Here is a 16,496-nt window from a genome sequence, read left to right on the forward strand (position 1 = left end):
TCTATCTTCCGGGCCTTTCAGTCAGCGGGGATAACCCGCTATCGCCATGCACTCACAGCGACGGCGATATGGTCGGGGTTCCTCCGCCCGATGGTGTCGCGGGCTGCTGGTTGCGGCGGCCCAGCATTTCGCCGCGCGACTTGACGATCTGGGCGACGACGACGTCCTGGACGCTCTGTGCGGCGGCGCGGCGAACCGCCTCGCGATCGACGGGGCGGCTGGCGTCATGCTCCTGGAGTTCGATGATCGCCTGGGCGAGGGCATCGACATCGGCCCTGCAGAAGATCATCGCGGCCTTGGCGACGACCTCCGCCTTCTCGTCGGTCGCCAGCATCGGGCCGCCCTCGCGGCCGATGCAGGTCAGCATGCGCGTGCGGATGAGGTCGCGGGTCTTTTCGAGCACCGCCCGCTTCTCGGCCTTGGCCTGCGTCTCCGCCTCGGAGGGCTTCGCGGCGTTCTGGCCCGCGGCCGGATTGACCGGCCCGCGGATGCTGGCGCTCTGCTTGGCGCATTCGACCAAAGCGGGCAGCATCTCGCCGGTCGAGGTCAGGGCGAAGGTCAGGCGCTGGTCGTTGGCGACCAGCTCGAGATAGCGGCCATGACGGAAGGCGTTGATCAGCTGCGACTCTGCCGGCATCGGAATCGCGATGAGGCTCGACGTCTTGACGTCGGCCGTGACGTCGATGCGCGCGCTGCGGTCGAAGACGAGCTGCAGGTTCAGGCGCGCGCCGGGCTTCAGCTTCCAGTTCGGATGCGCGAAGCCGATCAGCCATTTGAAGTCGCCGGTGATCGAGGTGAACATCCGGGTGCCGTTGCGATAGCCGGCATTGACGGCGCAATGCGAGAAGGCGCCGGTCGCATCGTTGGTGTAGGCGCCGCCCTTCCAGTTGCCGACGACGATCTCGCCATAAGGCCCTGCGGCCTGCGCCGCCGGGGAGAGCAGCACTGTCAGAGCCAGGAGAAGTCCGCGCACCATGCTTCCCTTCAGCCGTTGCAAGGCGGCAAGGATGAAGTCTTGCGGCGCCAATCGCAATCCCGCCATGGTGAGCGAGCTTGCCGGGCGGGTCCGGAGCGGTCTTCCGTGGCTCGGCGCGTCAGATCTAAGGGGACGACATGATGGCCAAGGTGATCGTCTGGAATCTCGTCACACTGGACGGATTCTTCGAAGGGCCGACCAAGTGGGATCTCGCTTTCCACAACGAGGTATGGTGCGACGAACTCGCCGATCTGAGCAAGGATTTCGGAGACAAGGCGGGGCTGCTCGTCTTCGGCCGCATCACCTATGAGGGGATGAAGGCCTATTGGACGACGGCGGCGGACGAGCAAGACGAGATCAAGGCCTTCATGAACGGGCTGCCCAAGCTCGTCGCCTCGCGCAGCCTGACGACGTCCGACTGGAACAACACCGAGGTCACGGCCGACATCGCCGGCGAGATCACGCGGCGCAAGGCGGCGCTGGCCAAGGACATCTATGTCTTCGGCAGCGCCGAGCTGACGGATTCGCTGCTGCAGGCCGGGCTCGTCGACGAGATCAGGCTCTGCCTCGCGCCGCTCACGCTCGGGGCCGGCACGCCCTTCTTCAAGCCAGGTTCGCCGGCGCGCAAATTCGCGTTGATGCAGTCGCGCCCGCTCCGCAACGGCGCAGTGATCCTGAGCTATGCCGTTCCGGCTTGAGGCTCAGCCCTCGAGGCTCAACCCTTCCGCACCATCAGCACGGCCGCCAGGATCGCGACGCCGCCGAAGGCCTGCGCGGGCGAGGGCTGCTCGCCGAACAGGGCCCATGCGGCGAGCACGCTGACCATGGCCGGCCAGACCATCACCAGCGAGGCGGCGCTGGCGCCGTAATGGCCGAGCGACAGCGTGATCAGGCCCTGGCCCAGCGCATGCGAGACGAGGCCGAGCGCGATCACCGCGAGCCAGCCCTGCAGGCTCGCCGGCATGATCGTCTCGCCCAGCGCCAGGGCGGTGACGAGGCAGAAGACGGCGCAGATCGCGCTCGAAATCAGGCTGATCCGGCCGGCCGCGGCGCGGTCGCGGGCCCGGCGCACGGCAAGGATGTAGGCGGCATATGAGACGGCGGCCCCGATCGCGAGGCTGTCTCCGAACAGGCCGCCCGGCGCGGGGACGGCGGAGCCTGCGAATTTCGGAAGGACGAGCATCACCGCGCCGCCCAGCGCCAGCGCCAACGCGCCGAGGATGCGTCGGCTCGGGCGCTCGGCGAAGAGTAGCCAGGCGCCCAGCACCACCACCACCGGCGAGAGATTGCCGAGCAGCGAGGCGTTGGCGATGGTCGTGAAGGCGAGCGAGGCATTGTAGAGCACGACGTCGACGCCGAAGGCGAGGCCGGCCAGCGCGATCGGCAGCAGGGAGCTGGCGGTTGCCGACGGGCGGCCCGGGCGGCGCTGCTCCAGCCCCATCCAGAGACCGAGCACCGGCAGGGCGAAGGCCATGCGCCAGAAGCCGGCAGCGGCCGGCCCGACATCGGCAAAGCGCACGAAAACGCCGGAGAAGCCGATGCAGGTCGCACCCAGGAGCAGCGCGAGGAACATCGCCAGCGCAGGGGCGGCTGGGGTGGGCAGGGCAGCCGACGGGGACAAGGCGGGGGCGGACATGACGTGCCTTCGGGCATTTCGGTTTCTTGATCGGGCTTGATCTACGCCGCTTCCTTCAATCGGAAAAACGGATTATTCTGATTTAACCATTCTTAAAACCGATCGATAGGAGCTGTGCCATGTCCGCGCATTTCGATCTCGCCGCGCTCGACATGCTGGTCGCGGTCGTCGAAAGCGGCGGCTTCACGGCGGCGAGTGCCCGGCTCGGGCGGACGCAGTCGGCGATTTCGGTCCGGATTCAGGATCTGGAGGCGCAGCTCGGCCACAGGTTGCTGGAGCGTTCGCGCCGCGGCGTGGTGCCGACCCATGCCGGCGAGCGGCTGATCGCCCATGCCAGGCGGCTGCTCGCGATCCAGCGCGAGGCACTCGACGATCTCGGCGGCAGCAGCGCCTCGGGTCGGCTGCGGATCGGCATTCCCGACGATTATGTCGACGCCTTCCTGCGCCCGCTGATCGCGCGCTTTGCGGCCGAGCATCCCAAGGTCGAGCTCGAGCTGCATTGCGACCTGTCGAAGCGGATCGAGCCAGCGGTGGCGGCCGGCGAGTTCGATCTGGCCGTTGTGACGCAGGATCCGAAGCGCCCGGTCGGTGAGGTGGTCAGGCGCGAACCCGTCGTCTGGATCGCGGCGCGCGGACATCGGCCGGAACTGCAGGAAACGCTGCCGCTCGCCCTGTTCTCGGAGGGCTGTCGGGTGCGACCGCGGCTGCTCGCGGCGATGAACGATGCCGGCAAGGACTACCGCCTCGTCTTCTCCTGCTCGCACACCTCCGGCATGCTCTCGGCCGTCGAGGCCGGGTTTTGCGTGACGGCCGTGACCGAGAGCGCCGTGCCTCCCAGCATGCGGCGGCTCGGGCCGGCGGAGGGCCTGCCGGCGCTGTTCGAGCTCTCGGTGGGGCTGATCATGGGGCCGCAACCGGGGCTGGCGGCGCGGCGCTTCGCCGATGCGCTGCGCGAGGAGATGGCGGCGCCAAGGCTCGCGGCGTGACGCGCCGCATTGCCCTTTCGCACTGCGATCACTACTGAGAAGCCATGAAATTCCTCGACCAGGCCAAGATCTATGTGAAGGCGGGAGATGGCGGCGCCGGCTGCGTCTCGTTTCGCCGTGAAAAGTTCATCGAGTTCGGCGGGCCCAATGGCGGCGACGGCGGACGCGGCGGCGATGTCGTGATCGAATGCGTGCAGGGCCTCAACACGCTGATCGACTTCCGTTTCCAGCAGCATTTCAAGGCCAAGATCGGCGGCCACGGCATGGGCGCCGATCGGCACGGGGCCAATGGCGAAGCCAAGGTGCTCAAGGTGCCGCCGGGCACGCAGATCTTCGACGAGGACGGCGAGACGCTGGTCGCTGACCTGACCGAGCCCGGCCAGCGCTTCGTGCTGTGCAAGGGCGGCAATGGCGGCTTCGGCAATGCCTATTTCAAAACCTCGACCAACCAGGCGCCGCGCCACGCCAATCCCGGGCTGCCGGGCGAGGAGCGCTGGGTCTGGCTGCGCTTGAAGCTGATTGCCGATGCCGGGCTGGTCGGACTGCCGAATGCGGGCAAATCGACATTTCTCGCGACCGTCACGGCCGCCAAGCCGAAGATCGCCGATTATCCCTTCACCACCCTGCATCCGGGGCTCGGCGTCGTGCGGGTCGATGGGCGCGAGATGGTTTTGGCGGATATTCCGGGCCTGATCGAAGGTGCGCATGAGGGCCATGGCCTCGGCGACCGCTTCCTCGGCCATGTCGAGCGCTGCCGCGTGCTGCTGCATCTCGTCGAGGGCACGAGCGAACATGCCGGCAAGGCCTACAAGACCGTTCGCGCCGAGCTGGAAGCCTATGGCGAAGGGCTCGACGAGAAGCCCGAGATCGTGGCGCTGTCGAAGGTCGACGCGCTCTCGCCCGAACTGCTCAAGGAGCAGGTCGCCCGGTTGAAGCGGGCGGCCAAGCGCATGCCGATCGTGCTGTCCTCCGCTTCGGGCGAGGGGGTGGAGGCAGCGCTGCGGGCGCTGTTCCGCGTGGTCGAGGAGGCCCGCAAGGAAGAGGCGAGCGAGAACGCTCCCGTCGAGGAGACCGGCTGGCGGCCCTAGATCGCCGCGCGTCCTATCGGACGCGATGACGGTGATCTATCTCAATGTTATCGCACCGGACCGAAAAGTGGATTCCACTTTTCGGTCCGGTGCGATAGCCGCCGACGGGCGCCGTCCTGTCAGCGCGTCGCGCGGACGACGCTCGGCGCGGTGAGCGCGCCGGCGGCGCCACCCACCACCGCACCGACGGGCCCGGCGACCAGCGCGCCCGTGCCTGCGCCAGCTGCCGCGCCGCCGATGCGCTGCTGGGTGGTAGAGCAGGCGCCGAGCGCGATCGTGCCCGCGACGAGCAGGCCCAGGGTCGAAATCTTCATCTGTGAATTCCTACTGTGATGTGCGTGGCCGACGAGTGGTGGCGGCCAAAGTCGAGGCAGGCATCGGAGCCGATCTCGGTCCGGCGGTCGCTTTAGCAGCTTTTTCCTGGATCGCGAGCGCCTTGCACCCTTGCGATCTTCGGAAAAATCCGTATACAGCCGGCATCGCATCAGCCGCACCATCCGCGTGGTCGATGTGGGCCGGTCTCCGGTTCGCGTCGCTGAGCGTAATTTGGCTGAGTTCGTTTTTTGACCGGTTCGTCCATCTGGGGCGGATCGATGGAGTTGAGACCATGAAGATCCGCAATTCGCTGAAGTCGCTGCGCGCCCGTCATCGCGACAACCAGCTCGTGCGCCGCAAAGGCCGCGTCTACATCATCAACAAGGTCCAGAAGCGCTTCAAGGCGCGCCAGGGCTGAGGTTGCGGCGGCCTCTGACGGCCGCCTCCTCGCTCGGTGGACGACGATCAAGCGGGGCGCCTGCGGGCGCGCCCGCTTTTTTGCGTTGGCGCGCTCTTCTCCGAGACGTGATCTGCCGGCGAATTGACCTGCCGGCTCACGTGGCTAAACTTGCTGGCATGATGATCGCGCGCCTGCTTTCCATCGTTTTCCTGCTGGCTCTCGGCATGGCCATCCCTGCTGGTCTGACGCAGCGGGCGCTGGCTCAGGCGCCGGACGGTGGCGCGCAGCGGCCGGGCGCGGTGGCTCCCTCCGATAAGGACGACAACCCTGCTGCGACGTCGCCGGCGCCCTCGCGCGGGCCGGCCGCGACATTGGAGCGGCTGTTCGAGCGGCTTGCCGCCGCCAAGACGCCGGAAGAGGCCAAGGGCATCGCGAACCTGATCCAGCGCCGCTGGGCGCGCTCGGGCTCCGCCACTGCCGATCTGCTGATGACGCGCGCCCAGACGGCGATGAAGGCCAAGCAGCTCGAACTGGCGATCGAACTGCTCGACCGCGTCATCACCCTGGAGCCGGACTGGGCCGAGGGCTGGAACCAGCGCGCCAACGCGCTCTTCCTCGCCGGCGACCCGATCCGCTCGATGCTCGACATCGGCGAGACGTTGAAGCGCGAACCGCGGCATTACGGCGCGATGATGGGGCTCGGCACGATCCTGCGCCAGCAGGGCGACGACAAGCGTGCCATGGTCGCCTATCGCCGCGCGCTTGAGATCTATCCGCAGCTCGAGGCGGTCAAGAGCGCGGTCGATTCGCTCAAGATCGATGTCGACGGGCGCGACGCCTGAGATCTTCACAGAACCAAAACGGCCCTGGCTGCGTATCCGTGGCATGCTGACCCGTGCGCTCCTCGTCCTCGTTCTCGTCGTTGCAGGGCTGGTATTGTGGTCCGAATGGCTCGGCGCGCAGGCTGCGCGGGCTCATCCACCAACGGGGCATTTCGTCGTCGTTGCCGGCGGGCGGCTGCACTATCGCGAGGTCCGGCCCAGCGCCGAGGCGCGTGGCACCGTCGTCCTGGTCCATGGCGCCTCCTCCGATCATGCCGACCTGCTGGCGACGCTGGGCCCCGATCTCGGCCATTACCGCGTCGTCGCGATCGACCGACCGGGGCAGGGCTGGAGCGACCGGATCGCGGGCGATGCCATGGCCGATCCGGCGCGGCAGGCCGAGGCCCTGATGCAGGCCCTCGATCAGATCGTGCCCGAGCGCTTCGTGCTGGTAGCGCATTCGCTGGGCGGGGCCGCTGCGACCCGGATCGCGCTCGACCGGCCGGAGCGCCTGCGCGGGCTGGTGCTGCTCGGGGCCGTGACGCATCCCTGGCCGGGCGGCATCGCCTGGTATCACCATGTCACGGCCTGGCCGGTGGTCGGCCCGGTCTTCACGCGGTTGGTCGGCGTGCCGGGTGCGCGGACGCTGCTGCAGGCGGGGGCGGAGAGCGTCTTCGCGCCGCGCCCGGTGACGCGGGGCTACCTCGAAGCGGGCGAGATCTCGCTCCTGCTCCGGCCGGCTGCCTTCCGCGCCAATTCGCAGGACATTGCGGCGGCCTTCGACTTCGTCAGCGGGCAGGCTTCGCGCTACCGCGACCTGAAGATGCCGGTGGTGGCGATCACCGGCGACAGCGACGCCATCGTCTCACCGATCATTCACTCGGCTGCGATCGCCCGGCAGGCGCCGCAGGGACGCTTCGTGCTGCTTCCGGGCGTCGGCCACATGCCCCACCATGCGGCGCCCGAGATCGTGGTCGAGGCGATCGACCAGATCGTCGGGCCCAGGTCTGGGCTGGCGCTGAACTAGCGCCGAGGCTGCTCGTCACGCCTTCTCGACATGTTCCTTCGCCACGAAGGCGATGCGGACCATGTTGGTGGCGCCGGGCGTCCCGAAGGGCACGCCCGCCACGACGATGATGCGGTCGCCGAGCTTGGCGAAATCCTCGCGCACGGCGAACTTGCAGGCGCGCGAGGCCATGTCGTCGATGTCGCTGGCGTCCTTCGTCACCACCGCATGAACGCCCCAGACCAGGGTCAGGCGGCGCGCCGTGGCGCGGTTCGGCGTGAGCGCGAGCACGGTCGAGTTGGGCCGCTCGCGGGCGAGGCGGAAGGCGGTCGAGCCGGAGGAAGTCCAGGCGGCAATGACCTTGAGGTTCAGCGTGTCGGCGATCTCATGCGAGGCCTTGGCGATGGCGTCGGCGCCGGTCTCCTCGGGCTCGGCGCGCTGCGCTTCCAGGATCGAGCGGTAGATCGACTCGCTTTCGACCTCCTCGGCGATGCGGTTCATCATCGCCACCGCCTCGATCGGGAACTGGCCGGCGGCGCTCTCGGCCGAGAGCATCACCGCGTCGGCCCCCTCGAAGACGGCGGTAGCGACGTCGGAGACTTCGGCGCGCGTCGGCACCGGGCTGGTGATCATGCTCTCCAGCATCTGCGTTGCGACGATGACGGGCTTGCCCTTGCGGCGGCTGAGGCGGGTGATGCGCTTCTGTGTGCCCGGCACCTTCTCCAGCGGCATCTCAACGCCAAGATCGCCGCGCGCCACCATGATCGAATCCGAGGCGTCGATGATTTCCTCCAGGCGGCCCAGCGCCTGCGGCTTCTCGATCTTGGCCATGGTAAGGGCGCGCCCGCGCACGATCTTGCGCAGATCGGCCATGTCCTCGGGCCGCTGCACGAAGGAGAGCGCGATCCAGTCGACGCCGGCCTCGGCTGCAGCCTCGGCATCGGAACGGTCCTTCTCGGTCATGGCCGAGACGGCGATGGTGGTGTCGGGCAGGCTGACGCCCTTGCGCGAGGCCAGCCGGCCGCCGACGACGACGCGCGTCACCGCCTGCTTCTCGTTCGCCTTCTCGACCACGAGGCGCAGCTTGCCGTCGTCGAGGATCAGGGTGTGGCCCGGCTCCAGCGCGGTCAGGATCTCGGGATGAGGCAGGTGGACGCGCTTGACGGTGCCCGGCGTGGGATCGGCGTCGAGGATGAAGCGGGCGCCGTTCTCCAGAACCACCGCGCCGTCGCCGCCAAAGGCGCCGACGCGCAGCTTCGGGCCCTGAAGGTCGGCAAGGATGCCGACCGGGCGGCGGAACTGCGTCTCCAGCGCCCGCAGCATCGCCACCCGCTCGGGCAGGCTCTCGCGCTGGGTGTGGCTCATATTGATGCGGAAGACGTCGACGCCGGCCTCGAACAGTTTCGCGCACATCTCCGGGGTCGAGGAGGCTGGACCCAGCGTGGCGATGATCTTGATGCGGCGCTCGCGCTTCATGTGGATGTCCCTCAGGGCCGCGCGGGCGCGCTGCCGGTGGTGTCGGTCAGCTGGATCGTCCAGCTCTTCTGTTCGCCCGTGTCGACCTCGAAGAAGCCGGCGCGGTCATAGCCACGGGCCAGACAGTCTTCTATCCCGCGAATGGTGAATTCCTTGTTGCGGGTACACATCACGGATTTGCCGGTCCACTCGCCGCCGCGGTCGTAGTCGATGGCGTGGACATAGTAGAAGCGTGCGGCCAGCGTGCCGCGCAGCAGCGTCTCGCAGGCACGGGGGCCGATGTTCCACCAGCCTTCGGTGGTCCAGCCCTGCGCGTCGCGGTAGCCGATGGCGACACCGACACGGCTGCCGGTGGTGTTGCACATGCGCAGATCTGCCCAGGCCGGGGCCGCTCCGGCAAGCAGGCCGCCTGCCAGCAGGGTGAGGCCGAGGATCGATCTTTGGGTCCGGTTCATCGTTCAGGGTTCGATCAGGATGACGCGGCAGTCGTTGACGTTGGTCAGGGTCGGGCCGGTCTGGAGGAGGTCGCCCAGCTTCTCGAAGAAGCCGGTCGAGTCGTTGTCGTCCAGGGATCGGGCAGGAAAGAGGCCGAGCGCGGCGGCACGCGACAAAGTCGTCTCGTCGATGACCGCACCGGCGGGATCGGTCGCCTCGCCGCCTCCGCCATCGGTGCCGTCGGTATCGCCGGAAAGCGCAACGATGCCCGGTTCGCCGCCGAGCGCGATCGCCAGGGCCAGGGCGTATTCCTGGTTCGGGCCGCCTCGGCCCCTGCCGCGCAGGGTCACGGTCAATTCTCCGCCGGAGAGTATCGCGGCACGCTTGCCTGCCCGCTTGAGCGAAAGCGCGAGTTCGGCGTGGTGGGCAGCAACGTCGCGGGCCTCGCCCTCGAGATCGGGGCCGAGATCATGGACCTCGTAGCCGGCCGCAACCGCCGCAGCATGGGCCGCGGCGATGGCGTCGGCCGGTCGGGCGATGATGCGGAACTCTGAACGGGCGAAGGCATCATGGCCGGGCTTGGGCGTCTCGCTGGCGTCGTCCCCGAGCAGGTCCTTGGCCGCGACCGGGAGATCGAGACCGTAGCGCGCGACGATTGCGCGGGCCTGTTCCATCGTGGTCGGGTCGGGCACGGTCGGGCCCGAAGCGATAGCGGTCGGCTCGTCATTGGGGACGTCCGAGACCGCGAGCGTCAGCAGCCGCGCCGGCGCCGCGGCGAGCGCGAGCCGGCCGCCCTTGATCCGCGAGAGCCGCTTGCGGACGATGTTCATCTCGCCGATCGGTGCGCCGGAGCGCAGCAGGGCCTTGTTCACCGCCTGCTTCTCGGCGAGCGTCAGCGCTCCTGCCGGGGCGACCCAATTGGCCGAGCCGCCACCAGAGAGCAGCACCAGCACGAGGTCATCGGCCGTCGCCGAGGCTGCGAGAGCGAGCGCGCGGGTGGCGCTGTCGATGCTGCCCTGGTCCGGCACGGGATGGCCGGCCGCGACCATCGGGATGTGGCGGGTCTTCGTTTCGTAGCCATGGCGCGCAACGGCGTGGCCGATCAGGCGTTCGGCCGGAAAACCTGAATCGAGATAATGTGCCTCGGCCAGCGCCGTCATGCTGCCTGCCGCCTTGCCTGCGGCGAGCAGGATCAGGCGGCCGGCCGCCGGCGGCTCGGGCAGATGCTCCGGCAGGCAACCGGCTGGATGGGCGCGGGACACGGCGGCATCGAAGATCGCGCGAGCGTCGGTACGCAGTCGATCGGCCAGGTTGCGGTCAGCAAGGTCGTTGGATCGCTGCAAGGCCGCCCCGTTCCGCCCGGTTTCTGCGGTCGATCGGATCGACCTTCGTTGCTGATTCTTTTAAGTCGGGAGGCGGCCGGCGTCATCAGGCTTTTGGCGATATAGTCATACTTTTTATGGTGCTGCGGCGGCGTGTAGCTGAGCCCGCGCAAGCCGCCGTCGGGGGTACGCGACTGTTGAGAGATCGCGGCCGCCTTTCGCTTGCGGCTTGACGGCAGGGGGCGTGCGATGCGAACCCCTCCGGCCAAATCCCCCCGTCATCGAGAAGGACATCAGATGGACGATCCGGTTGCTGGTGACCAGCTGAAGAGCATCGTCGAGCGCATCGAGCGTCTCGAGGAAGAGAAGAAGACCATCGCCGACGACATCAAGGAGGTCTATGCCGAGGCCAAGGGCAACGGCTTCGACGTCAAGGTGCTGCGCAAGGTCATCGCCATCCGCAAGCGCGACGCCAATGAGCGCGCCGAGGAGGAGGCGATCCTCGACCTCTATCTCCAGGCCGTCGGCGAGAGCGCCTGAGCGAACTGCCGTTTCGGACACCAAAACGCCCGCTCCGATTCCTTCGGAGCGGGCGTTTTCCGTTCGCGGCCTGCTGAAGCCAGCGGCGATCCGGGCGCGCCTCTTCGGCGGAACATGAAGTCGCAAGGCATTGTCCCCAGGGACAATAGCGCGACCATCCCATTCAGGCGCCATCTGCCAAATCCGATCGATGGGCACGAGACGGCCACGGCCGGCAGTCGCGCCTCGAGCCGGGAATGCGTTCTGAAAGCGCTGCTGATGGAGGAAGGAATGAAGCTCCCAGTCCTGTTGGCGGCCGTTGCCGCTACCATGGTCATGGCAATCCCCGAAGATGCTCAGGCGGTGGTCTACTGTCAGTATGTCGGCTACCCGACCGGCTGCGTCGCGAGGGCGGGCGTGGTGTTGCGCCCACGGCCGGTGGCACGCGCCGCCGTGGCAACGCCTGGGGTCGGCGCGCCGGGCGTCGGCGTGCGTCCGGGAACGCCGATGAACCGCGGCGGTCCGGTCAATCGTGCTGGGCGCCGCTGACGCGATTGCCTTCCGCCTGCCGCAGCTTTGACGGGTCCTCGAAGCTCGCCCACCCTCGCCGGCGGACCTCATTCGCGGCTCGCCGTGATCGCGTCTGTGCCGATGCTGGAAACCGGTTTGCGGTCAGGCCAGGGAGGCCGCCGTCATGTGGGTCCTGATGTACGTCTTCTCCTACTCCGTCAGCCCGATCGCCACGAGCGATCGGGCCGAATGGCGGCTTCTGCCGACTGTGGTTTTCCAGGAGTTCACCAGCGAGGACCGATGCAGGTCAGCGAAGACAAAGCTGGAGGACAGCCTGAGGGAAGCCGGGACACGGCTCAAAAGCGCGCTCGACGAACTTCAACTCGTTGGCAAGGCCGGGCCCAGGGAGATCATCGTCGCCTACAATGTGGAGTGCCTGCCGAAATAGGGTCGAGCGCAGCCCTGCCGGCCTCGTGACGGGTGGAGAAGAGACATGCTGCAGATCGATCTGATGGAAGACGATGGCATCGTGACGCTGGCGCCTCACGGGCCCCTCGGGAAGGCGGACTTCGAGCGCCTGTCCGGTATTGTCGACCCTTACATCAAGGCCAAGGGGTCGCTGAAAGGCCTGATGGTCGATGCAGCTTCATTTCCAGGTTGGGAAGGTATCGGCGCGCTGGTTTCCCATCTGGAATTCGTGATGGGCCATCACAACAAGGTCGAGCGCGTCGCCGTTGTTTCGGACAGCGAGCTCTTGAAGATCGCTCCCCAGGTCGCAAAGCACTTCGTAGCGGCCGAGATCCAGCGGTTTCCAGCCGATGAGAAGACGCAGGCGCTGGCCTGGTTGAAGCGAAGCCCGACGTGAGCCGTGGAAAAGCCCGTAGCGAGGGTTGAACGCCTGCTCCCGGGCCGGATCGATGGGGCCGAAGGCCAGGCGTGCGCGCGGGACAGCAAGACGCCCGCCCCGGGAGACCGGAGCGGACGCTTTTCGTGGCAGATGCTGATCAGGCAGCGATCTTGGCGAGTTCAGCCACGGCGTCGTTGATCGCCTGCTCGCGCGCCTCGGGGCCATAGCCCAGCTTCTCGGCGCGGATGACGGTCACGTCGGTGATGCCCATGAAGCCGAGCAGGGTGCGCAGATGCGGCTCCTGCGAATCCATCGCCTGGGCCGGGCCCGAGCTGTAGAGGCCGCCGCGGCTGAGGACGACGACGGCGCGCTTGCCGGTCACCAGCCCTTCCGGGCCCGCCTCGCTGTACTTGAAGGTCAGCCCGGCGCGCAGCACGTAGTCGAACCAGGTCTTCAATGTCGAGGGGATGCCGAAATTGTACATTGGCGCGCCGATGACCACGGTGTCGGCCGCCTTCAGTTCGGCGATCAGAGCGTCCGAGAAGGCGCGGGCCTCGACCTGCGCGGCCGTGGCCGTCTGGCCGGCGCGCAGTGCGGCGGTCGTCTCGACGTTGAGATGGGGCACGGGGTTGGCGTCGAGGTCGCGCTCGACGACCTGGAGCGACGGGTTCTTGGCCCGCAGCTGTTCGACGGTGGAGGCGACCAGCTGGCGCGAGACCGAGTCCGGGCCCGAAGCGCTGCTGTTAAGGACGAGAACGGAAGCCATGATGATGATCCTGTCAGGCTGGTTGAATACGATGCGGGCAAGATAGGGGTTCGCTATACGCAACGTAACGGCTATAATCGGCACTAGACTGTTGCTTCAGGAGGAACGACATGTCCGAGCTGGACGACATCCGAAGCTTCATCGCCGTGGTCGAAAGCGGCGGCTTCGGGCGCGCTGCCGACCACCTCGGCCTTGCCAAGTCGGTGGTCAGCCGCCGAATTGCGCGGCTTGAGGCCGATCTCGGCACGCGCCTGCTGAGCCGGACCACGCGCGGCGTGGCGGCGACCGAGGCGGGTCTCGAATTCAAGACGCGCGGCGAGCGCATTTTGTCCGATCTTGTCGCGGCGCGGGAATCCGTCGCCCAGGCCTCGGGCGTCGCCGGCCGCCTGCGCCTGTCGATGCCGCTCACATTCGGCAACCGTCATGTCGCGCCTGTTCTCGGCGAGCTCGCCTCCCGCCACCCTCGGCTGGAAATCGACGTCGAGGCCAGCGACCGCTATGTCGACCTGATCGGCGAACGCTTCGACGCGGCGATCCGGATCGGGACGCTCAAGGATTCCAGCCTCGTCGCGCGCAGGATCGCGCCCGTCCACGGCATCGTTGCGGCGAGCCCGGACTATCTGGCGTGGAAGGGCCGGCCCGCCACTCCGCTCGACCTCACGGAGCATGAGTGCCTGACTTACACCGGCACCCACTCCCCTGACTGGACGTTCCGGATGGGCAAGCGCCGCGTTGCGATCAGGGCAACCGGCCGGCTGCGCTCCGACAGCGGCGAGACGTTGCTGGAATGGGCGAAGGCTGGGCTCGGCATCGCGCAACTGCCGACCTTCATTGCCAGCGATGCGATCCGTGCTGGTGAGCTCGTGCCCCTGCTGTGGGAGTATCCGATGCAGGAGCACGCGCTTTACGTAGTCAGGCCGCCCGGAGCCTATGTGCCGGGCAAGGTCAGGGTGCTGATCGATTTGCTGGTGGAGCGCTTCGGCGGCACGCCGTACTGGGATCCCTGCCAGATCGCGGCGCGGGAGCGCGGTGTCACGCTCGGTTTCACGCCTGGATTCGAAGCCGAGGCCGAGACGCAGCCCCAGGCCGAAGCGCATCAACCGGCGTGATCTGCAACATCACGCGATTTGGCGTGGCTTTGCGGGCGGTTGCCGGCAATCTCCCCTCAGATCGCAATGGAGGTGAATGATGCTGCTCGTCGGAATGCTGGATAGCCCCTATGTCCGCCGTGCGGCGATCACCGGCACGCTCCTTGGGCTCGAATTCGAGCATCGCTCGGTTTCTGTCTTCCGGCACATGGAAGCGTTCCGGGCGATCAACCCGCTGGTGAAGGCGCCGAGCCTCGTTGCCGATGATGGCACGGTGATCAGCGAGTCCCTGCTGATCATCCAGCATTTCGAGGATGTCGCCGGACGCTCGCTGCGACCGGTCGAGGGCAGCGCGCGGACGCGCGACCTCGGTCTCACCGGCATCGGCATCGTCGCCGCCGACAAGGCAGTCTCGGTCGAATACGAGCGCAAGCGGCCGGAAGCCCAGCGCTACGGGCCCTGGCAGGAGCGCATCGTCGCCCAGCTCCATACCGCGCTCGACCTGCTCGACGCGGCGGCCAGGCGGGGCGAGTTGACGGCCGGCCCTGAGCTGCTGCCCTGCGACATCGCGGCGGCGATCGCCTGGGGCTTCTGCCGCTTCGTGATCCCGGAATTCGTCCCCGAGGAGCGCTGGCCGGCATTGGCGGCGCAGGCGCAGGCCTGCGAGGTTCTCGACGTGTTCAAGGCCTGGCCGATCGACCGCGAATAGACCGGCCGGCGCGCCGCCCGGCTGTTCACGCTGCCCAAAATTGGCGCAGGCCTTGGTGCTCCGGCTCTTGCAATCCCGCCGCAAAGCGCCATTTTGCGGCCCAGTCAGGGAAGAATCGCCTCCTGGGGTAGCGCACGTCCAGCGCTGTTAGCAGGAGATGAAAATTGGCTCGTTCCAAGAAGGCCGGCATGATGACCGGCCAAGGCGAAGTCCGCCGGCTCTGGCCCGCGGAGCGCGATCTGTTCAAGGCGCATCTGCTGAGGCTCGACGACGTCACGCGTCGCGAGCGTTTCGGCACCGTCGTCAATGACGACTTCCTCGAAAACTACGCCGTCACCACCTTCGGTGTCGGCGGGTTGGTCTACGCCTATATCGAGGACGGGCAGGTGCGCGGCGCCGCCGAATTGCGTGGGCTCGAGGACATCGTTGCCCAGACCGGCGAGGCAGCCTTCAGCGTCGAGCGCGAGTGGCGCCGGCGCGGCATCGGCGGTACGCTGTTCGAGCGCCTGATCACTGCATCGCGCAATCGCGGCATCCGCACGCTCTACATGACATGCCTGCCGGAGAACGCCGCCATGCGGCGGCTGGCCCGACGCTTCGAGGCCGATCTTGCGGGCGGCTATGCCGATGTCGAGGGCGTGATCTCGACCGGCGGCCCGACGCCCTTCACGATCCTCGACGAGGCCTTCGACACCGCGCGCGGCTTTGCGGCGATGGCCTTGTCGATGCAGCGCCGCTTCTGGCGCCCGGCCTTCTTCGGGCGCTCGATGGGGGCGTGAGGAGGCTCCACACTGTCATTCCGGCTGCGCGGAGCCCGGGATGACGGTGCGAGACAGGCTTACCGGCTGAGGCTCAAGCCGGCGCCCGATTTCGTGATGGCACCGTCCATCGCGCCGCCGCCGCTGGTGCGCAGCCGCGCCACCACGGTGCCGCCTTGCTGGTAGAGGTAGACCTCGCCGTCGCGATAGTCCCAGGCCGTGACCTTCTGCAGGTCGCGATTGGCACAGCCCGCGGCGTTGGCGCGGTAGAGGTCGAGCGCAGGCGAGCTCGAAAGCTGCACCTTGCAGGAACTGCCCGTGGCTTCCCTCGCCGTCCAGCTGCCGATGACGCCATCGCGAGAGGAGACGGCGGGGCGGGCAGTGCTCGAGCCGGCCCCGAGCGTGGGGATCTGGCCGCTGCCGCCGCGCAGCGTCGGAACCTCGCTGGGCTGCGGCGCCGTGGCGGGGGGCGTCTGCTGCGGCATGCCCGGCGCGGTGGGGCTGTAGTAAGGGTCCCCCGGCGGAGGCAAGGCGCCGGGCTGTGCGGAGGCGACGGGATAGCCCCCCGGCGGTGGCAGCGGCTCGGAGGTGATCGGTGCCGAGCTGATCGGCGGCGCCGGCGGCAGGCTCGGCTGGCCATAGGCGGTGCCCGGGCCGCCGCCGAAGCGCTGCGAACCGGCGCAAGCGGTAAGCGCCAGCAGCGGCAGCAGGCCGGCTGCCTTCAGGGTCATGGCCATGGTCGTCTTCGTCTTGGTCATGAGGCGTCGGTTCCGATCGATCACGCGGTGCGAGCCTCCGGTCGAGAGGCCGATGGCTGTTGAATTCTAGACGATCCCAG

At 67.9% G+C, this 16,496-nt stretch carries 21 protein-coding genes; 13 read left to right on the forward strand and 8 right to left on the reverse strand.

Going from position 1 to position 16,496, the window contains the following annotated elements; translation table 11 throughout:
• Positions 1-52 precede the first annotated feature (52 nt).
• On the reverse strand, positions 53-973 hold the full coding sequence (locus VGN82_RS08450) for a hypothetical protein (protein ID WP_327526569.1): 921 nt from the start codon (positions 971-973) through the stop codon (positions 53-55).
• A 143-nt stretch (positions 974-1,116) separates the two neighbouring features.
• Here VGN82_RS08450 and VGN82_RS08455 point away from each other — a divergent pair, with 143 nt between their 5' ends.
• The gene (locus tag VGN82_RS08455; RefSeq protein WP_327526570.1) at positions 1,117-1,674 is read left to right on the forward strand and encodes a dihydrofolate reductase family protein; all 558 of its coding nucleotides are present in this window, start codon (positions 1,117-1,119) and stop codon (positions 1,672-1,674) included.
• 17 nt (positions 1,675-1,691) lie between these two features.
• Here the strand turns inward: VGN82_RS08455 and VGN82_RS08460 are convergent, their stop codons facing one another.
• Positions 1,692-2,612: a DMT family transporter gene (locus VGN82_RS08460; RefSeq protein WP_327526571.1), complete on the reverse strand. Its 921-nt coding sequence runs from the start codon at positions 2,610-2,612 to the stop codon at positions 1,692-1,694.
• A 119-nt stretch (positions 2,613-2,731) separates the two neighbouring features.
• On the opposite strand from VGN82_RS08460, the gene VGN82_RS08465 reads away from it, so the two are divergent.
• Both VGN82_RS08465 and obgE read left to right on the forward strand, forming a co-directional pair.
• Positions 2,732-3,598 carry a LysR family transcriptional regulator gene (locus tag VGN82_RS08465; RefSeq protein ID WP_327526572.1) on the forward strand — a complete coding sequence of 289 codons (867 nt, stop codon included), beginning with the start codon at positions 2,732-2,734 and terminating at the stop codon, positions 3,596-3,598.
• 44 nt (positions 3,599-3,642) lie between these two features.
• Entirely contained in the window at positions 3,643-4,686 is a 1,044-nt protein-coding gene (gene obgE / locus VGN82_RS08470) for a GTPase ObgE (protein WP_327526573.1), read from the forward strand.
• A 119-nt stretch (positions 4,687-4,805) separates the two neighbouring features.
• On the opposite strand, the gene VGN82_RS08475 is transcribed toward obgE, so the two are convergent.
• Positions 4,806-5,000 (reverse strand): hypothetical protein, encoded by a 195-nt coding sequence (locus VGN82_RS08475; RefSeq protein ID WP_327526574.1) that lies wholly within the window; start codon positions 4,998-5,000, stop codon positions 4,806-4,808.
• Between the two features lie 293 nt (positions 5,001-5,293).
• Here VGN82_RS08475 and ykgO point away from each other — a divergent pair, with 293 nt between their 5' ends.
• The 3 genes from ykgO to VGN82_RS08490 all read left to right on the forward strand — a co-directional run bounded on the left by ykgO (position 5,294) and on the right by VGN82_RS08490 (position 7,249).
• The gene (ykgO, locus tag VGN82_RS08480; RefSeq protein WP_038363015.1) at positions 5,294-5,419 is read left to right on the forward strand and encodes a type B 50S ribosomal protein L36; all 126 of its coding nucleotides are present in this window, start codon (positions 5,294-5,296) and stop codon (positions 5,417-5,419) included.
• A 140-nt stretch (positions 5,420-5,559) separates the two neighbouring features.
• The gene (locus VGN82_RS08485) at positions 5,560-6,243 is read left to right on the forward strand and encodes a tetratricopeptide repeat protein (protein WP_327526575.1); all 684 of its coding nucleotides are present in this window, start codon (positions 5,560-5,562) and stop codon (positions 6,241-6,243) included.
• A 43-nt stretch (positions 6,244-6,286) separates the two neighbouring features.
• On the forward strand, positions 6,287-7,249 hold the full coding sequence (locus VGN82_RS08490; protein ID WP_327526576.1) for an alpha/beta fold hydrolase: 963 nt from the start codon (positions 6,287-6,289) through the stop codon (positions 7,247-7,249).
• Between the two features lie 15 nt (positions 7,250-7,264).
• Here the strand turns inward: VGN82_RS08490 and pyk are convergent, their stop codons facing one another.
• Genes pyk through VGN82_RS08505 form a run of 3 tightly spaced genes read right to left on the reverse strand, consistent with a single transcriptional unit; the run spans position 7,265 to position 10,449 of the window.
• Entirely contained in the window at positions 7,265-8,704 is a 1,440-nt protein-coding gene (gene pyk / locus VGN82_RS08495; protein ID WP_327526577.1) for a pyruvate kinase, read from the reverse strand.
• Between the two features lie 11 nt (positions 8,705-8,715).
• Positions 8,716-9,159 carry a DUF1036 domain-containing protein gene (locus VGN82_RS08500; RefSeq protein ID WP_327526578.1) on the reverse strand — a complete coding sequence of 148 codons (444 nt, stop codon included), beginning with the start codon at positions 9,157-9,159 and terminating at the stop codon, positions 8,716-8,718.
• A 3-nt stretch (positions 9,160-9,162) separates the two neighbouring features.
• Positions 9,163-10,449, reverse strand: coding sequence for a glycerate kinase type-2 family protein (locus VGN82_RS08505; RefSeq protein ID WP_327526949.1), 1,287 nt, complete (start codon positions 10,447-10,449; stop codon positions 9,163-9,165).
• 309 nt (positions 10,450-10,758) lie between these two features.
• On the opposite strand from VGN82_RS08505, the gene VGN82_RS08510 reads away from it, so the two are divergent.
• The 4 genes from VGN82_RS08510 (at position 10,759) to VGN82_RS08525 (ending at position 12,355) form a co-directional block, all read left to right on the forward strand.
• Positions 10,759-11,001 carry a DUF2312 domain-containing protein gene (locus VGN82_RS08510; RefSeq protein ID WP_327526579.1) on the forward strand — a complete coding sequence of 81 codons (243 nt, stop codon included), beginning with the start codon at positions 10,759-10,761 and terminating at the stop codon, positions 10,999-11,001.
• Between the two features lie 270 nt (positions 11,002-11,271).
• The gene (locus VGN82_RS08515) at positions 11,272-11,529 is read left to right on the forward strand and encodes a hypothetical protein (protein ID WP_414644237.1); all 258 of its coding nucleotides are present in this window, start codon (positions 11,272-11,274) and stop codon (positions 11,527-11,529) included.
• Between the two features lie 145 nt (positions 11,530-11,674).
• Positions 11,675-11,938 carry a hypothetical protein gene (locus VGN82_RS08520; protein WP_327526580.1) on the forward strand — a complete coding sequence of 88 codons (264 nt, stop codon included), beginning with the start codon at positions 11,675-11,677 and terminating at the stop codon, positions 11,936-11,938.
• Between the two features lie 45 nt (positions 11,939-11,983).
• The gene (locus VGN82_RS08525) at positions 11,984-12,355 is read left to right on the forward strand and encodes a SpoIIAA family protein (protein ID WP_327526581.1); all 372 of its coding nucleotides are present in this window, start codon (positions 11,984-11,986) and stop codon (positions 12,353-12,355) included.
• Between the two features lie 139 nt (positions 12,356-12,494).
• Here the strand turns inward: VGN82_RS08525 and VGN82_RS08530 are convergent, their stop codons facing one another.
• Positions 12,495-13,103: an FMN-dependent NADH-azoreductase gene (locus tag VGN82_RS08530; RefSeq protein WP_327526582.1), complete on the reverse strand. Its 609-nt coding sequence runs from the start codon at positions 13,101-13,103 to the stop codon at positions 12,495-12,497.
• A gap of 110 nt (positions 13,104-13,213) precedes the next feature.
• On the opposite strand from VGN82_RS08530, the gene VGN82_RS08535 reads away from it, so the two are divergent.
• From VGN82_RS08535 to VGN82_RS08545, 3 genes are all read left to right on the forward strand, one after another.
• Entirely contained in the window at positions 13,214-14,212 is a 999-nt protein-coding gene (locus tag VGN82_RS08535; RefSeq protein ID WP_327526583.1) for a LysR family transcriptional regulator, read from the forward strand.
• Positions 14,213-14,291: 79 nt separating this feature from the next.
• Positions 14,292-14,900, forward strand: a complete 609-nt coding sequence (locus VGN82_RS08540; RefSeq protein ID WP_327526584.1) for a glutathione S-transferase family protein — start codon at positions 14,292-14,294, stop codon at positions 14,898-14,900.
• A 164-nt stretch (positions 14,901-15,064) separates the two neighbouring features.
• Positions 15,065-15,679, forward strand: a complete 615-nt coding sequence (locus tag VGN82_RS08545; RefSeq protein WP_327526585.1) for a GNAT family N-acetyltransferase — start codon at positions 15,065-15,067, stop codon at positions 15,677-15,679.
• Between the two features lie 59 nt (positions 15,680-15,738).
• Here VGN82_RS08545 and VGN82_RS08550 read toward each other — a convergent pair whose 3' ends face one another.
• Positions 15,739-16,416 carry an AprI/Inh family metalloprotease inhibitor gene (locus tag VGN82_RS08550; RefSeq protein ID WP_327526586.1) on the reverse strand — a complete coding sequence of 226 codons (678 nt, stop codon included), beginning with the start codon at positions 16,414-16,416 and terminating at the stop codon, positions 15,739-15,741.
• Between the last annotated feature and the right edge of the window lie 80 nt (positions 16,417-16,496).

It is taken from the genome of Allobosea sp., assembly GCF_035999205.1.
GTDB lineage: Bacteria > Pseudomonadota > Alphaproteobacteria > Rhizobiales > Beijerinckiaceae > Allobosea.

Excerpts from the sequence above, each read along its gene's own strand:
- VGN82_RS08540 (WP_327526584.1), top strand. The coding sequence starts at position 14,292 with ATGCTGCTCGTCGGAATGCTGGATAGCCCCTATGTCCGCCGTGCGGCG.
- VGN82_RS08550 (WP_327526586.1), bottom strand. The coding sequence starts at position 16,416 with ATGACCAAGACGAAGACGACCATGGCCATGACCCTGAAGGCAGCCGGC.
- pyk (WP_327526577.1), bottom strand. The coding sequence starts at position 8,704 with ATGAAGCGCGAGCGCCGCATCAAGATCATCGCCACGCTGGGTCCAGCC.
- VGN82_RS08490 (WP_327526576.1), top strand. The coding sequence starts at position 6,287 with ATGCTGACCCGTGCGCTCCTCGTCCTCGTTCTCGTCGTTGCAGGGCTG.
- VGN82_RS08525 (WP_327526581.1), top strand. The coding sequence starts at position 11,984 with ATGCTGCAGATCGATCTGATGGAAGACGATGGCATCGTGACGCTGGCG.
- VGN82_RS08520 (WP_327526580.1), top strand. The coding sequence starts at position 11,675 with ATGTGGGTCCTGATGTACGTCTTCTCCTACTCCGTCAGCCCGATCGCC.
- VGN82_RS08530 (WP_327526582.1), bottom strand. The coding sequence starts at position 13,103 with ATGGCTTCCGTTCTCGTCCTTAACAGCAGCGCTTCGGGCCCGGACTCG.
- VGN82_RS08460 (WP_327526571.1), bottom strand. The coding sequence starts at position 2,612 with ATGTCCGCCCCCGCCTTGTCCCCGTCGGCTGCCCTGCCCACCCCAGCC.
- VGN82_RS08465 (WP_327526572.1), top strand. The coding sequence starts at position 2,732 with ATGTCCGCGCATTTCGATCTCGCCGCGCTCGACATGCTGGTCGCGGTC.
- VGN82_RS08535 (WP_327526583.1), top strand. The coding sequence starts at position 13,214 with ATGTCCGAGCTGGACGACATCCGAAGCTTCATCGCCGTGGTCGAAAGC.
- VGN82_RS08455 (WP_327526570.1), top strand. The coding sequence starts at position 1,117 with ATGGCCAAGGTGATCGTCTGGAATCTCGTCACACTGGACGGATTCTTC.
- VGN82_RS08500 (WP_327526578.1), bottom strand. The coding sequence starts at position 9,159 with ATGAACCGGACCCAAAGATCGATCCTCGGCCTCACCCTGCTGGCAGGC.
- ykgO (WP_038363015.1), top strand. The coding sequence starts at position 5,294 with ATGAAGATCCGCAATTCGCTGAAGTCGCTGCGCGCCCGTCATCGCGAC.
- VGN82_RS08475 (WP_327526574.1), bottom strand. The coding sequence starts at position 5,000 with ATGAAGATTTCGACCCTGGGCCTGCTCGTCGCGGGCACGATCGCGCTC.
- VGN82_RS08515 (WP_414644237.1), top strand. The coding sequence starts at position 11,272 with ATGAAGCTCCCAGTCCTGTTGGCGGCCGTTGCCGCTACCATGGTCATG.
- VGN82_RS08510 (WP_327526579.1), top strand. The coding sequence starts at position 10,759 with ATGGACGATCCGGTTGCTGGTGACCAGCTGAAGAGCATCGTCGAGCGC.
- obgE (WP_327526573.1), top strand. The coding sequence starts at position 3,643 with ATGAAATTCCTCGACCAGGCCAAGATCTATGTGAAGGCGGGAGATGGC.